The 14,922-nt window shown below is 44.0% G+C and carries 14 protein-coding genes, 1 pseudogene and 1 other annotated feature; of the genes and pseudogenes, 9 read left to right on the forward strand and 6 right to left on the reverse strand.

Going from position 1 to position 14,922, the window contains the following annotated elements:
- Nucleotides 1-51: 51 nt before the first annotated feature.
- Nucleotides 52-210: pseudogene (locus AC3CH4_RS02295) on the reverse strand (ribonuclease activity regulator protein RraA).
- Between the two features lie 47 nt (nt 211-257).
- Here AC3CH4_RS02295 and AC3CH4_RS02300 point away from each other — a divergent pair.
- Nucleotides 258-743 (forward strand): putative 4-hydroxy-4-methyl-2-oxoglutarate aldolase, encoded by a 486-nt coding sequence (locus tag AC3CH4_RS02300; RefSeq protein WP_004734993.1) that lies wholly within the window; start codon nt 258-260, stop codon nt 741-743.
- Nucleotides 744-772: 29 nt separating this feature from the next.
- On the opposite strand, the gene AC3CH4_RS02305 is transcribed toward AC3CH4_RS02300, so the two are convergent.
- On the reverse strand, nt 773-1,249 hold the full coding sequence (locus AC3CH4_RS02305; RefSeq protein WP_065207245.1) for a DUF7840 domain-containing protein: 477 nt from the start codon (nt 1,247-1,249) through the stop codon (nt 773-775).
- A 316-nt stretch (nt 1,250-1,565) separates the two neighbouring features.
- Nucleotides 1,566-1,684, forward strand: a sequence feature (Thr leader region).
- Between the two features lie 29 nt (nt 1,685-1,713).
- Between AC3CH4_RS02305 and thrA the strand changes: the two genes are divergently transcribed.
- The 3 genes from thrA to thrC are packed head-to-tail and all read left to right on the forward strand — an operon-like array spanning nt 1,714 to nt 6,427.
- Nucleotides 1,714-4,173, forward strand: a complete 2,460-nt coding sequence (gene thrA / locus AC3CH4_RS02310) for a bifunctional aspartate kinase/homoserine dehydrogenase I (protein ID WP_054547806.1) — start codon at nt 1,714-1,716, stop codon at nt 4,171-4,173.
- 17 nt (nt 4,174-4,190) lie between these two features.
- Complete coding sequence (gene thrB, locus AC3CH4_RS02315; protein WP_004734996.1) at nt 4,191-5,147, forward strand: homoserine kinase; 957 nt, start codon at nt 4,191-4,193, stop codon at nt 5,145-5,147.
- Entirely contained in the window at nt 5,144-6,427 is a 1,284-nt protein-coding gene (gene thrC, locus AC3CH4_RS02320; protein WP_004734997.1) for a threonine synthase, read from the forward strand. Before thrB ends, thrC begins: the two co-directional genes overlap by 4 nt.
- 78 nt (nt 6,428-6,505) lie before the next feature.
- Here thrC and grcA read toward each other — a convergent pair whose 3' ends face one another.
- Entirely contained in the window at nt 6,506-6,883 is a 378-nt protein-coding gene (gene grcA, locus AC3CH4_RS02325) for an autonomous glycyl radical cofactor GrcA (protein ID WP_004734998.1), read from the reverse strand.
- 326 nt (nt 6,884-7,209) lie between these two features.
- Between grcA and nfo the strand changes: the two genes are divergently transcribed.
- The 3 genes from nfo to AC3CH4_RS02340 all read left to right on the forward strand — a co-directional run bounded on the left by nfo (nt 7,210) and on the right by AC3CH4_RS02340 (nt 9,834).
- Nucleotides 7,210-8,118 (forward strand): deoxyribonuclease IV, encoded by a 909-nt coding sequence (gene nfo, locus AC3CH4_RS02330; protein ID WP_488543242.1) that lies wholly within the window; start codon nt 7,210-7,212, stop codon nt 8,116-8,118.
- A gap of 397 nt (nt 8,119-8,515) precedes the next feature.
- Nucleotides 8,516-9,196: a uracil-DNA glycosylase gene (gene ung, locus AC3CH4_RS02335; protein ID WP_171311867.1), complete on the forward strand. Its 681-nt coding sequence runs from the start codon at nt 8,516-8,518 to the stop codon at nt 9,194-9,196.
- Nucleotides 9,197-9,282: 86 nt separating this feature from the next.
- Nucleotides 9,283-9,834, forward strand: coding sequence for a hemerythrin domain-containing protein (locus AC3CH4_RS02340; protein ID WP_054547802.1), 552 nt, complete (start codon nt 9,283-9,285; stop codon nt 9,832-9,834).
- A 150-nt stretch (nt 9,835-9,984) separates the two neighbouring features.
- On the opposite strand, the gene AC3CH4_RS02345 is transcribed toward AC3CH4_RS02340, so the two are convergent.
- Nucleotides 9,985-10,173 carry a DUF3545 family protein gene (locus AC3CH4_RS02345; protein WP_488543243.1) on the reverse strand — a complete coding sequence of 63 codons (189 nt, stop codon included), beginning with the start codon at nt 10,171-10,173 and terminating at the stop codon, nt 9,985-9,987.
- A 712-nt stretch (nt 10,174-10,885) separates the two neighbouring features.
- On the opposite strand from AC3CH4_RS02345, the gene AC3CH4_RS02350 reads away from it, so the two are divergent.
- On the forward strand, nt 10,886-12,316 hold the full coding sequence (locus AC3CH4_RS02350; protein ID WP_017084788.1) for an alanine/glycine:cation symporter family protein: 1,431 nt from the start codon (nt 10,886-10,888) through the stop codon (nt 12,314-12,316).
- 59 nt (nt 12,317-12,375) lie between these two features.
- On the opposite strand, the gene AC3CH4_RS02355 is transcribed toward AC3CH4_RS02350, so the two are convergent.
- Nucleotides 12,376-12,498 (reverse strand): hypothetical protein, encoded by a 123-nt coding sequence (locus AC3CH4_RS02355; RefSeq protein ID WP_488518466.1) that lies wholly within the window; start codon nt 12,496-12,498, stop codon nt 12,376-12,378.
- A 130-nt stretch (nt 12,499-12,628) separates the two neighbouring features.
- On the opposite strand from AC3CH4_RS02355, the gene yaaA reads away from it, so the two are divergent.
- Nucleotides 12,629-13,405 (forward strand): peroxide stress protein YaaA, encoded by a 777-nt coding sequence (yaaA, locus tag AC3CH4_RS02360; RefSeq protein WP_488543244.1) that lies wholly within the window; start codon nt 12,629-12,631, stop codon nt 13,403-13,405.
- 182 nt (nt 13,406-13,587) lie between these two features.
- Here yaaA and srmB read toward each other — a convergent pair whose 3' ends face one another.
- Nucleotides 13,588-14,853 (reverse strand): ATP-dependent RNA helicase SrmB, encoded by a 1,266-nt coding sequence (gene srmB, locus AC3CH4_RS02365; RefSeq protein WP_054547801.1) that lies wholly within the window; start codon nt 14,851-14,853, stop codon nt 13,588-13,590.
- Nucleotides 14,854-14,922: the final 69 nt, after the last annotated feature.

Here is a 14,922-nt window from a genome sequence, read left to right on the forward strand (position 1 = left end):
GTTATGGTGATTATTTAGCAGCAAAACCAGAATGATTATTCGAGATAGTTCTTACATCTCGCCTGCTAAAGACCAGATTATGAACCAAGGAAGCTGAAAGCTGTCCTTAGAGTCTAGTAGATAAATATGCTCAATCAACTTTTATTCAGTAATAAATTGAGCATAGAATGATGAAAACAAAGGATTAATTTTAATAACATATAAAAGCATAGAGGCTCGCCTGACTTAATAGGTAACGCCTTACTCACGGAGGATATATGCACGATATAACACCCGACTTGTGTGATGAATTTGAGAGCAAAGTCACCCAACTGAACATGCCATTGCAGAACTTCGGTCAACGTGGTGCGTTCTGGGGAAAAATTGTAACAGTTCGTTGTTATCACGATAATTCCAAGGTTCGCGAGGTTTTAGAGACTGACGGCAGTGGCAAAGTGCTCGTCGTAGACGGTAATGGCTCGTGTCAGAAAGCACTGCTTGGTGATCAATTGGCGATTCTAGCTATAGAAAACGGTTGGGAAGGCGTGATTGTGAATGGTGCGGTTCGTGATGTAGCGATGATGGCGCAGATGGATCTTGGTATTCAAGCGCTTGGGGCATCACCATTTAAAACCGAGAAGCACGGTGTTGGGCAAGTTAATGTCACGCTCACGGTACACAATCAACTGATTCAGCCTGGTGACTATATATATGCTGATTGGAATGGTGTGCTAATTTCAACGGAATTGTTGATTGAATCTTAACGGGCTTATCAATCACGAAATGAGATAGATTAGAAACGAAATCCTAATCCCACTTCAACACCTTGCTGCCACTCTTCATAATCAAGGGTGGCATGCAAATCTAGATTGTCGGTCAGTTGTACTCGGCTTGAAACCTCAGCGGCGACCGACTTTTCACTGTCCTCGGTTTCATCTTTATAAGTGTGCAGAGAACTGTTGAAAGAGACTCTCTCTGAGAATTGATAGCTGACACCACTCAAGAATCCACTCTCATATTTTAGTGAATCACTATTAATACGTGTACCGACATAAAGATCTACATCAGCAAACAGACTATAAGAATAGCCACTATCGACTTTCCAAGTGTCAAAGCTTTCACTCGATGCATTTTGTGTTGAGATAAAAAACTTATGTGCAGAACGATCGATTTGACTGGGTAGCAAAGGCAAACTGTTTAACAGAGGTAGGCTGTTCGCTGAACAAACAACAGGCATAGCAAAGGCTAAAAGAATAAGTAATCTCTTCACTTCCCACTCCTGATGTCATTATTATTGTTCTTCGAACGTTATCGTTCAATTAAAGCACAAGATATGTACGTTCGCTGCACAATCGATATAGCATTTTGTTATGGCTATATATGCAATGGGTTAACTTTGTTGTGCTGATATCAAACCCAACCTTTGAATTGTAGGCTTATAGCCGCTGTTTTATCCTTGAAATGGCGGTTTGCTCTGAAAAATGGTGTGAATGTAAAAAAAAATCAACTTTTCATTGACGTGTAGTGCTAAAAATTGATACACGTAGAGTAAAGCACAAGCAGAGAATTTGATATGCAGCACGTAAGCCACCTAGTAATGACCACCACCATTATTATTACCGACATTCACATTGTTGGGGCAGGCTGCTAAGTAACGGATTTTAAAAAAAAGGCCTGTATCCAACAAGATACAGGCCTTTTTTTGTACCATTTTTATGACTTATGGAGAAAGGGATGCGCGTTTTAAAGTTTGGAGGTTCATCATTAGCTGATGCAGATCGTTTTTTACGAGCAGCAGATATCATCGCTAATAATGCCCAGCAAGAAGAGCTAGCCGTTGTACTATCGGCTCCAGGAAAAACAACCAATAAGCTGGTTGCTGTTATTGAAGCAGCACTAAAAAATGGTGAAGCAGACGTACAGATCACCGAGATCGAATCATCATTCGCAGCATTGTTTGCAGAGATTCAAGCTGTATTGCCGTCAGTCGATGGCTCTGCATTTCAAGAGCAGGTCGATACCTCTCTTGCTCAACTTAAGCAGTTCGTGAATGGTATTAACCTACTGGGTATGTGCCCAAATCACGTAAATGCTCGCATCATCAGTAAAGGTGAGCGAATTTCAATCCAGTTGATGAAAGCGGTACTTGAAGCGAAAGGCCAACCGGCAAGCCTGATTGACCCAGTTCAATACCTATACGCTAAAGGTGACCACCTTGAAGCGATGGTCGATGTGGATGTTTCAACTCAGAACTTCCGTCAATCACCGCTTCCAGAAGGTCACGTAAACATCATGCCGGGCTTTACGGCTGGTAATGAAAAAGGTGAGTTAGTAACGCTTGGTCGCAATGGCTCTGATTACTCAGCAGCGGTTCTAGCGGCATGTCTACGCGCTGATTGTTGTGAGATCTGGACAGATGTCGATGGTGTTTACAACTGTGACCCGCGTTTAGTGGATGATGCTCGTCTTCTTAAATCGTTAAGCTATCAAGAAGCGATGGAGCTTTCTTACTTCGGCGCTTCGGTTCTACATCCGAAGACTATCGCTCCTATCGCGCAATTCCATATTCCTTGCCTAATCAAAAACAGCTTCAACCCACAGGGTGCAGGCACTTTGATTGGCCAAGACACTGGCGAAGATAACCTAGCGATCAAAGGTATCACTACGCTAAGTGACCTAACCATGGTTAACGTATCTGGCCCAGGTATGAAGGGCATGGTAGGCATGGCGAGTCGTGTGTTTGGCGCGATGTCTTCTGCAGGCGTTTCTATCGTCCTTATTACTCAATCTTCTTCAGAGTACAGCATCAGCTTCTGTATTGAATCGGCTGACAAAGTGAAAGCGAAGCAAGTGCTGTCAGACGCGTTTGAACTTGAACTTAAAGATGGCCTATTAGAGCCTGTTGAGTTCATGGATGATGTTGCGATTGTGACGCTGGTGGGTGACGGTATGCGTACTTCACGTGGCGTTGCTTCTCAGTTCTTCTCTTCTTTAGCTGAAGTGAACGTCAACATCGTTGCTATCGCGCAAGGTTCTTCTGAGCGTGCGATCTCTGCGGTTATTCCTGAAGACAAAATCTCTGAAGCGATCAAAGCGTGTCACGAGAACCTATTTAACTCTAAGCACTTCCTTGACGTATTCGTTGTTGGTGTTGGTGGTGTTGGTGGTGAGCTTGTTGACCAGATCCAACGTCAACAAGGCAAACTGGCTGAAAAAGGCATCGTGATTCGCGTATGTGGTTTAGCAAACAGCAAAGGCTTGTTGCTAGATAGCGATGGCCTGCCGCTAGAGCAGTGGCGTGATCGCATGTCGAGCGCGACAGAAGAGTTTAGCTTAGCGCGCTTAAATGCACTTGTTCAACGTAACCACATTATCAATCCAGTATTGGTTGACTGTACGTCTAGCGAAGGCATTGCGGCGCAATACGCTGATTTCCTAGCGGCTGGTTTCCACGTGGTAACACCAAATAAGAAAGCAAATACAGCGAGCATGGCTTACTACCATCAGCTTCGTGAAGTTGCACGTAATTCACGTCGTAAGTTGATGTACGAGACAACAGTAGGCGCAGGTCTACCGGTCATCGAAAACCTACAGAACCTAATCTCTGCGGGTGATGAACTTGAGAAATTCAACGGCATTCTTTCTGGTTCACTGTCTTACATCTTCGGTAAGCTTGATGAAGGTATGACACTCAGTCAAGCAACCAATATTGCAAAAGATAACGGCTTTACTGAACCGGATCCTCGTGATGATTTATCGGGTATGGATGTGGCGCGTAAACTGCTTATTCTCGCTCGAGAAGCGGGCATGGCACTTGAGCTTGAAGATGTTGAAGTTGACCAAGCATTGCCACCGGGTTTTGATGATTCAGGCACGGTTGAAGAGTTTATGGCTCGCTTGCCAGAAGCGGATGCTTACTTCCAAGAACAGTCAGCGATCGCAGCAGAAGAAGGCAAAGTACTTCGTTATGTGGGTGAAATCGCCGATGGTAAGTGTAAAGTTCGTATTGCAGCTGTTGATGGCGACGACCCAATGTTCAAGATTAAAGATGGCGAGAACGCATTAGCATTCTACAGCCGTTACTACCAACCGATCCCTCTAGTATTACGTGGCTACGGTGCGGGTACTGAAGTTACAGCAGCAGGCGTATTCTCTGATGTGATGCGTACTCTTGGTTGGAAATTAGGAGTTTAGGAATGAGTTCAAGTGATATGGATGTTGTTGTTTATGCGCCTGCATCAATCGGCAATGTCAGTGTAGGGTTTGATGTGCTGGGGGCAGCTGTGTCTCCAGTGGATGGCACGCTGCTCGGTGACCGAGTTATGGTTAAAGCAGGTGATGAATCATTCTCACTAAAAACAGCAGGCAGTTTTGTTTCTAAGCTGCCAACTGAAACCAAAGAAAACATTGTCTACGACTGCTGGGTTGTGTTCTCTAGAGAGCTTGATAAAAAAGGCGTTGCGGTTAAGCCTTTGGAAATGACACTAGAAAAGAACATGCCTATTGGTTCTGGTTTAGGTTCAAGTGCTTGTTCAATTGTTGCGGCACTGGATGCTTTAAACCGTTTTCATGGTCAGCCACTGAATGAAACTGAACTGCTTGCTCTGATGGGCGAAATGGAAGGTAAAATTTCAGGTGGCATCCACTACGATAACGTTGCACCCTGTTACCTTGGTGGTGTGCAATTAATGCTGGAAGAGTTAGGTATCATTAGTCAAGAAGTTCCATGTTTTGATGACTGGTACTGGGTAATGGCATATCCGGGCATTAAGGTTTCAACGGCAGAAGCTCGCGAGATTCTACCTTCTCAATATCGTCGCCAAGATGTCATTGCTCATGGTCGCCATTTAGCGGGTTTCATCCATGCTTGCCACTCTGGTCAGCCAGAGCTAGCAGCGAAGATGATCAAAGACGTGATTGCTGAACCATATCGTGAGAAACTGCTTCCAGGGTTTGCTGATGCGCGTAAATACGCAACCTCAGCTGGAGCGCTTGCTACTGGGATCTCCGGTAGTGGTCCAACTCTATTTAGCATTTGCAAAGAACAAGATGTCGCCGAGCGTGTTGCACGCTGGTTAGAACAAAATTACGTACAAAACGAAGAAGGATTCGTCCACGTTTGTCGCTTAGATAAGCAAGGTTCGATCGTTACAGGAAGTGAGTTATGAAGCTGTACAACATCAAAGAAAATGACGAGCAAGTCTCTTTTGGCCAAGCCGTTCGTCAAGGTCTAGGCCGCAATCAAGGTCTATTTTTCCCATCTGAACTGCCAAAGTTTGATGATATCGATGCGCTGCTAGCAGAGGACTTTGTCCCTCGTAGTTCAAAGATTCTTTCGGCTTTAATCGGCGATGAGCTACCAAAAGAACAGGTTGCTCAATTGGTAGATGCGGCGTTCCAGTTCCCTGCACCTATCAAGCAAGTAAAAGATGGTGTTTACGCGCTTGAGCTTTTCCACGGCCCAACACTCGCGTTTAAAGATTTTGGTGGCCGCTTTATGGCTCAATCTTTAGCAGCTGTTTCAGATGGTGGTCAAATCACTATTTTAACGGCAACATCAGGTGATACTGGTGCGGCGGTTGCGCACGCTTTCTACGGTATGGAAGACATCAATGTTGTGATCCTTTACCCGAAAGGCAAGATCAGCCCACTGCAAGAGAAGCTGTTCTGTACGCTGGGCAAGAACATCCATACTGTGGCGATCGATGGCGACTTTGATGCGTGTCAGGCGCTAGTGAAAGATGCATTTGACGATGCTGAGCTGCGTAAAGAGATTGGCCTTAACTCGGCAAACTCTATCAACATCAGCCGTTTAATGGCTCAGATCTGTTACTACTTTGAGGCGGCTTCTCAGCTGACTAAAGAGCAACGTGAGAACCTTGTTATCTCAGTACCAAGTGGTAACTTTGGTAACCTTACAGCAGGTCTACTTGCTAAAGCACTAGGCCTACCTGTGAAGCGTTTCATTGCTGCAACCAACGAAAATGACACGGTTCCTCGTTACCTAGAAACAGGGCAATGGGATCCAAAGCCAACGGTAGCAACAACATCAAACGCGATGGACGTGAGCCAACCAAACAACTGGCCTCGTATTGAAGAGCTTTGCCAACTGAAAGGTTGGGGCTTAGATACACTAGGTAAAGGTAAGGTATCTGACGAGCAAAGTGCTGAGTCAGTACGTGACCTAAAAGCACAGGGTTACCTATGTGAACCACATGGTGCGATTGCTTACCGTCTACTGGAAGAGCAACTGCAAGAGAACGAAACTGGTCTGTTCTTGTGTACAGCACACCCAGCGAAATTCAAAGAAGTGGTTGATGATATTTTAGGTACGGATATTGAACTGCCAGGCCCGCTAGCAAAACACGCGGCGATGGAGTTGTTATCTGAAGATCTTGATAATGATTTTGAAGCGCTAAAAGTAGTGCTTCGTCGAGTTCAACCGTAACGTACATCTGTATTGTTGAACAAATAAAAACGGCGCTCAATGAGCGCCGTTTTTGTATTCTAATTCAAGCTCTAAAAATTATAGAGACTCAGTGAACGTACGTGCGATAACGTCACGTTGCTGTTCAGTCGTTAGAGAGTTGAAACGTACAGCGTAACCCGATACACGGATAGTTAGCTGTGGGTAGTTCTCTGGGTTAGCAACTGCATCTTCTAACGTTTCACGCTTAAGAACGTTAACGTTTAGGTGTTGACCGCCTTCGATGCGTGGTGCTGCTTCGATTGCAACTTCACGGCTTTCGTAGTCGCCTAGGTCTGCAGCTGAGATAACTTGGTCAGCTTCGAAACCTGCAGTAGCAACAACACAACGAGCTTCATTCTTTTCGTTGTCTAGTAGCCAGATTGAGTTTAGTAGGTCATCGTTTGCTGCTTTAGTAATTTGAATACCTTGGATCATAACTATCTCCTAGTCCACTGAATGTGGTTTGATTATGGTGTTAACTTTCGATTTTTGTTGAGCTGGGTAATATATACCTAATATCTGTAAGGTTAACATTGATTTAAGTCAAAAAACAACCAAAAACCATATTTTTACAAAGGTGATTATATTGAGGTAAATCAATAAAACCTTTGAAAACAAAGTAATTACAAAATATTTTAAAGTATAAAAAATATTTAACAGTCTTATTTGTTGTAAGTTTACTACATTTGTTGTGTTTTTATTGAACTACAAACGATACGACCCTTTATTTATTAAGCATCCTGAAAGTGTAAAGTGATTTAATGACAAACAATCATTCATCCTCAAAACCTCAAACCAATATTAAGTTTATTGGTGCTCATGTGTCTGCTGCTGGTGGTGTTGATCAGGCGCCAATGCGCGCAAGAGAGATCGGTGCCAATGCTTTTGCGCTGTTTACCAAAAACCAAAGACAGTGGGCAGCAAAGCCGCTGGAAGCGAAAACCATTAGTGCGTTTAAAGCCAACTGTAAGATGTTGGGCTTTAGTGCTGAGAATATTCTTCCTCATGACTCCTACCTTATTAACCTAGGAGCACCAGAAGAAGAGAAGCTAGAGAAATCACGTGCGGCTTTTATTGATGAAATGGAGCGTTGTAACCAACTAGGACTCTCGCTTTTGAATTTTCATCCTGGGAGTCATTTGAAGAAAATCTCAGAAAGCGAATGTTTGGCCAAGATCGCTGAGTCTATCAACTTGGCTCACCAAGCGGTGCCTGATGTAATTGCAGTGATTGAGAATACCTCAGGGCAGGGGACTAATCTGGGTTGGAGATTTGAGCACCTAGCAGAGATCATCGACCAAGTAGAAGATAAGTCGCGTGTCGGTGTGTGTTTAGATACTTGCCATACGTTTACGGCCGGTTATGACTTACGAACAACAGAAGCGTGTGAGCATACTTTTGCTGAGTTCGAGCGCATTGTGGGTATGCACTATCTAAGAGCAATGCACATCAATGATTCAAAAGCTGAGTTTGCGAGCCGAGTCGATCGACATCATTCTTTAGGAAAAGGCGAGATTGGCTGGGATTGTTTTGAGTATATTGCCTCGGATTCTCGCTTTAATGGTATTCCTCTTATCTTGGAAACCATTGATTCGACGATCTGGAAAGAGGAAATTCAACAACTTAGAATGTTCCATCGCTCAGCAACGGCAGTGAGCGAAGAAGAGTAATAATAGAGGGGGAAATTTATTTCCGTCTATTTCTAAAAATTGGCACCTTTCTTTCATAGTACTAAAGTGAATATGTAGTTCACGATGTCTTACAGGAGGTGCCTTTATGTATTCAATCACCCAAACTTCAACTGTTGCTGTCGCACGCCGTTTACCAACACCAAACCGTCACGTGCATAACCACGGGCACCATCGTACACAGCAGAAAAGTGGTTAATCGAGATAAACACAACTTGAACTGATTATTATGATTCATCAACAAGTGAACCCTACACATCATGTTTATTGATAGCTGTATGAGGTATAACTAGAGCCTAATTTAGGACAGTTAGCCGATACAGCTATTTTTTTGTCTGGCGAAAGCCGCTAGAAACCTTGATGATTGGGAAGTAAAACGATGAGCGCACCAAAGACTTGGGAATCCATTATTAATGATGAACGTGACAAAGAGTACTTTCAGAGTGTGCTCGCGTTTGTTGAACAGCAACGCAATAGTGGGAAAACCGTCTACCCTCCTCAAGAGCTGGTGTTCAGTGCTTTTGATATGACGCCTTTTGAGTCTGTACGCGTGGTTATCCTTGGGCAAGACCCTTATCACGGTGCCAACCAAGCTCACGGCTTAGCATTCTCTGTGCTGCCTGGCGTTAAAATCCCACCGTCTCTACGTAATATGTACAAAGAACTCGCACAAGATATAGACGGCTTTGAGATCCCGAGTCATGGTTACCTCGACACTTGGGCATCTCAAGGGGTATTAATGTTGAATACGGTACTGACAGTAGAAGAGGCAAAAGCACACTCACATGCTAAGTGTGGTTGGGAAACCTTTACCGATGCCATCATTGCTGAGCTAAATCAACGTTCTGAGCCGATCATATTCTTACTCTGGGGCGCGCATGCCCAAAAGAAAGGCCAAGCTATTGATGAAAACAAGCATCATGTTTTGGTCGCTCCTCATCCATCGCCATTATCCGCCCGTCGTGGCTTCTTTGGTTGTCAGCATTTCTCAACAACCAACAAGCTACTTTCTTCTATGGATCAACAACCTATAGATTGGCGATTACCAACAGAGTTGTAGGTTGGTGGTTTTCTGAGCAGGGTCAAATCATAAATGAGTATCTTCGTATACACTTGTAAATAGTAGGTGTAATGGAGTGCAATACTATGATGATTGAAAGGATAAGACGAGAGCATGGCTATATGGCTCGTTTGCTCGCGATACTCAACAATAAGTTAGAGCATCTAAAACAAGAGCGAGAAATAAACTATAGCTTGATCGCAGAGGTGGTTCATTATCTCATGAACCATTCAGATAAGGTGCATCACCCGAAAGAAGACGTTATTTATCGTTACTACCTCAAGCAATATGGCAGCGAGCAAATGATTGAAGACTTGGAGCTGGAACATCAATTGCTTTCTGAGAAAACAGCGGACTTTTTAGGTGTGGTCGATATGATCCTCCAAGATGCGGTTGTTCCTCAACAAGTCTTTATTGAACAGCTTGAAGCCTTTGTTAAAGCTCAACGAAAGCACATGGAATATGAAGAGAAGCATGTGTTACCGATGATTGTGAAGGCATTCACGGTCAAAGATTGGCAAGAAGTAGAGTCTCAATGGCTTCAACCGGAAGATGACCCTGTCTTTGGAGAGACAATTGCCGATCAGTACCGCCAACTTGCGGCTCGTGTTCGACAGAATGAGCAAGAGTGCGTGTAGCCCGTTGTCGTATTGAAACGCTGCTATTATTAGGCGCTCTCTATTAAGACGCTCGCTTTCAAATTGTGCTCTAAATCGAAGAGTGGTTCCATACAATAAAAAAGGCACCTGTATAGGTGCCTTTTGCTATCTGATTTCTTGTCGTGCAGATTAAAGCTTTATATCATCAAGGCTAAAATCGAGACCGAGATTCATCTCTCTGAGCTCTTTCTCAAGCTGTCTACGATCGTTGATTGCCTCGATTTCACGCCATTTACGCTTGAGTGGTTTAGAGCGAGTTTTTTGAGTTGCACGAGGCATTTCTAGTTCTGATAGATCATCGAATTGAAAGCTATCCATAAGCCATATCTCCTTCCGTGGGAATCGTTCTTACGAACCATTAAATATCATATTTAGGTTCACAATAACCTTGATTTGTTTCTCATTTGTTTCAAATCTATGAAGTTTTTGTTCTGTTTTCTTATGCATGCTCACACATTGTGGGGATTTTCATGTACAAAAAACAAGCAAACAAACCTAAGTAAACGATTAAATTAGGGGTTATGGAATGTTAATTCATTGTGCGAATGGAATGGTATTTTTACTATAATGCATTTAAGTGCGTATTGTGCCGTGCGGTAGAGGGTTCTCATTGCTCTAGAAAAAAATACAGATCTTCACTATACCTTGTAAAACCTAGGCTGACGTCATCTTTATAGGATGTCGTTCTTGTTTTGGTGGTACCTTGGTTGTTGTTGATATTATGTCCCGATAATGTGACTTTTATTGGGCTGTATTGTTGAAAATTGTGTTAACAAAAGGTGTGTTATTAGTGAAATGTCATTTTAATATAAATGTATTTGCATATTGATTTTTAGGCCGTCTCGCTGCATTATCCGCCCGTCAAAAAATACACTGATACGTAAAATGGATGCATGAAGCGACATTTACAATCTAGATCGCAACAAATAAATATAAATCTAATGCCGACACAACTATTGACACTGGCATAGGTGATCTAGAGGAAGGCTCGGAAGCAAGATCGGTGCTTAAACTCAATTACGAGGTTCACGTGACAGACTTAATCAATTTGATGAACGATCTCCTTTGGGGATCTATCTTAGTTTACTTACTCGTTGGTGTGGGTATCTACTTCACTGTACGACTAGGCTTCATTCAATTCCGCCATTTCGGCCACATGTTCTCTGTTCTTAGAAACAGCCGTAAAGCAGACAGTGCTGGTATCTCTTCTTTCCAAGCTCTTTGTACTAGTCTTGCTGCTCGTGTAGGTACAGGTAACATGGCAGGTGTTGCTGTGGCACTAACCGCCGGTGGCCCTGGTGCTATCTTCTGGATGTGGCTAATCGCCATGCTAGGTATGGCAACATCATTTGCAGAAAGCACACTAGCTCAGCTATACAAAACGCGTGATAACGACGGTAACTACCGTGGCGGCCCTGCATACTACATGGAGAAAGGCCTAGGTATGCGTTGGATGGGGGTTCTATTCTCTATCTTCCTAATCATCGCATTTGGTCTAGTATTCAACGCGGTTCAAGCGAACGCGATTGCAAGTGCAATGAACACGGCATTCGACTTTGAGCGTGGCTACGTTGGTGTTGGTATCGTAATTATCTCTGCATTCGTTATCTTCGGTGGTATCCGTAAGATTGCCCGCACTGCAGAAATCATTGTTCCAATCATGGCACTGGCTTACTTAGCTATCGCTATCTACGTAATGCTAATGAACATTGAGAAAGTGCCTGAAGTTCTGGCTCTTATCTTCAAGAGTGCATTCGGTCTGCAAGAAGCAGCAGCTGGTGGCCTAGGTTACGCGATCGCACAAGCGATGATTAACGGCATCAAACGTGGTTTGTTCTCGAACGAAGCGGGTATGGGTTCTGCGCCAAACGCAGCAGCTTCTGCTACGCCTTACCCACCGCACCCTGCATCGCAAGGTTATGTGCAAATGCTAGGTGTGTTCATGGACACAATTGTTATCTGTTCTGCAACAGTAGCAATCATCCTGATGTCTGGTGAATATGTACCACACGGTGAAGTAACGGGTATCGAACTCACGCAACGTGCACTAACGGCACAAGTGGGCGAATGGGGTGGCATCTTTGTAGCGGTAGCGATTTTCTTCTTCGCTTTCACTTCAATCATTGCAAACTACTCGTACGCTGAAACAAACCTTATCTTCCTAGAGCACAACAACAAGAAGGGCCTCGTGCTGTTCCGTATCGTTGTACTGGGTATGGTTATGTTCGGTTCTTTGGCGACATTGCCAACGGTATGGGCATTGGCTGACGTATCGATGGGTCTAATGGCGATTGTGAACTTGGTAGCGATCATCTTGCTATCGGGCATCGTGATTAAGCTAGCGAAAGACTACAACCGTCAATTAGACGCGGGTAAAGTACCCACGTTTGATGCGGATGATTTCCCAGAGCTTAAGGCTCAATTGGAAGATGGTATTTGGGTTAACAACAAGAAGAAGTAATCTTGTTGGAGTGATTCATCACTCATCCTAAAATCATTAGAAAGGCTAAGGTTTCGACCTTAGCCTTTTTCTTTGCCTGCGATTTCTATCTGTTTGCAATTTCTATCTGTCTGCGATTTTTCTTGGTGAGTAATTTTTACTTTGTCTGCGACTTTTTCTTTGTTAACGATTTTTCTTTGCAAGCGATTCTTCTTTGTAAGCGACTTATCGTTAGATCTGTCTATCAAAGTAATAGGAAGAGTCATAAAGACAAGTTGATGTTTTTTCTATACTCTAGCTGCATCCAGTTAGATAACCGATTAGGGTAAAGTTATGTTAGTTGTCGTTTCTCCAGCCAAGACATTAGATTACGAATCACCATTAGCGACTGAGCGCTTCAGCCAGCCAGAGTTTGTTGAACACTCTGCAGAGCTTATTGAAGAGTGCCGCAAGCTGACACCTGCTGATGTTTCAGCTCTGATGAAAGTAAGCGATAAGATTGCTGGGCTGAACGTAGCGCGCTTTGAGCAATGGAGCGAGACCTTTACCCAAGACAACGCACGCCAAGCTATTTTGGCGTTCAAAGGTGACGTCTACACAGGCTTAGATGCTGAAACACTGTCGGACGATGATTTTGATTACGCACAGAATCACCTGCGCATGCTTTCTGGCTTATATGGGTTATTGAAGCCATTGGATTTGATGCAGCCTTACCGCCTAGAGATGGGCACACGTTTAGCTAATGAGCGTGGCACTAACTTGTATCAGTTCTGGGGCAACATCATCACAGACAAGCTGAATGAAGTGCTAAATACTCAAGGCGACAATGTGTTGATCAACCTAGCATCGAACGAATACTTTAAAGCGGTGAAGCCGAAGAGCCTTGATGGTCAAATCATCACGCCAGTTTTTAAAGACTGCAAGAATGGCCAGTACAAGGTAATCAGCTTTTACGCCAAGAAAGCGCGTGGCATGATGGCTCGCTACATCATTGAGAATAAAATCGATTCAGTGGAAGCGCTGACCAAATTTGATACGGCGGGTTACTACTTCGTTGAAGAAGAGTCGAATGCGAAAGAGCTTGTCTTCAAGCGTGAAGAGCAAAACTAGTAGCTCTTGGTTAATTAGTCACTCTTAGTTAATGAGTTCCTCTCGGTTTGAGTCTGAAATTAAAATTAGAGGCCTAGTTATTTAGCCTGATAACAAGCCAGACAATAATAAACCAGACAAAGAAAAGCCCCATGCAGATAACTGCATGGGGCTTTTTATTGAATCATTGAAAGGCGGTTAGATTACTTGTTCTTAACGGCTTTCTTTTTCTTAGCGATTTTCTTTTTCTTAGCAATTTTTTGCTTAGCTACCGCTTTCTTGTCTTCTTTCTTCGGTTTCTTCTTCTTCGTTACCGCGGCTTTCTTATGCGTTGGGCGCATGCCTTCGATGAAGCGTTCTTTGATCGCATCTTCAGTGTAACGAGCCACACGTTCAATCATTAGCTGATCGTGCGCTTCAATGATAGAAACCGCGTTACCTTTCTTACCTGCACGAGCCGTACGGCCGATACGGTGAAGGTAGACATCTGCTGTACGCGGCATGTCGTAGTTAATAACGTGGCTCACATCTGGAAGATCGATACCACGAGCTGCGACGTCAGTTGCCAGCAGTACGTTGATAGAACCATCGCGGAAACGAGAAATCGCGTTGTTACGACGATCTTGAGGCATTTCACCTTGGATCCACACACATGGAATCTGTGCACTTTCTAGTTGACCTCGTAGCTCACCTAGGCGATCACGCGTCTTCAAGAAGATGATGCTGCGTTCAGCTTGCTCTGTGATGATATGTTTTAGGATATCAAGCTTGTGCTTAGCTGAATCGGCGCGGTGATACCATTGAGTGATCTTCTTACGTTCACGCAGTGATGATTTAGCATCGATCTCTGCTGGGTTTTTCAGTAGATCTTCAGTGAAACCTTCAATGCCTTTACCTTCTAGCGTTGCTGAGAACAGTAAAGTTTGTTTACGCCAGCGACACTCTGCAGACAGACGGTCAACAACAGGGCCAAAGCCCATGTCTAGCATACGGTCGGCTTCATCGAGAACCAGCCATTCAATCGCACGACAATCGAAACGCTCGCCTTCGATGTACTCCATTAGACGACCGGGTGTTGCCACCACGATATCTTGGGTTGTACTTAAGATGTCAGCGTGCTCTTGGTACATCACACCGCCCGTGATCGTAAAGATGTTCAGGCTGGTGTATTTAGCAAGCTCACGTGCTTGTTCGGTGATCTGCATTGCTAGCTCACGCGTTGGCGTCAGGATAAGCATACGTGCAGGGCCAGATTTCTTACGTGGGAAATCCAGTAGGTATTGCAGTGCTGGCAATACAAATGATGCTGTTTTACCAGTACCTGTTGGCGCAGAAGCCAAAACGTCTCTTCCATCTAACGCTTGCGGGATTGCTTCAGCTTGTATCTGTGTTGGACGTTCGTAGCCCATTTCGTCAATTGCTTTAAGCAGCTCTTGGTTTAGATCGAGTTCTGCAAAGGTTCTGATCACTGTTGTTTCTCCACAAGCAATAAATGTTTCTGCCTCAAAAAGCAGACGATAAAAAAGAGTAGTCGGACA

This window comes from Vibrio sp. QJM3NY_26, assembly GCF_057786005.1.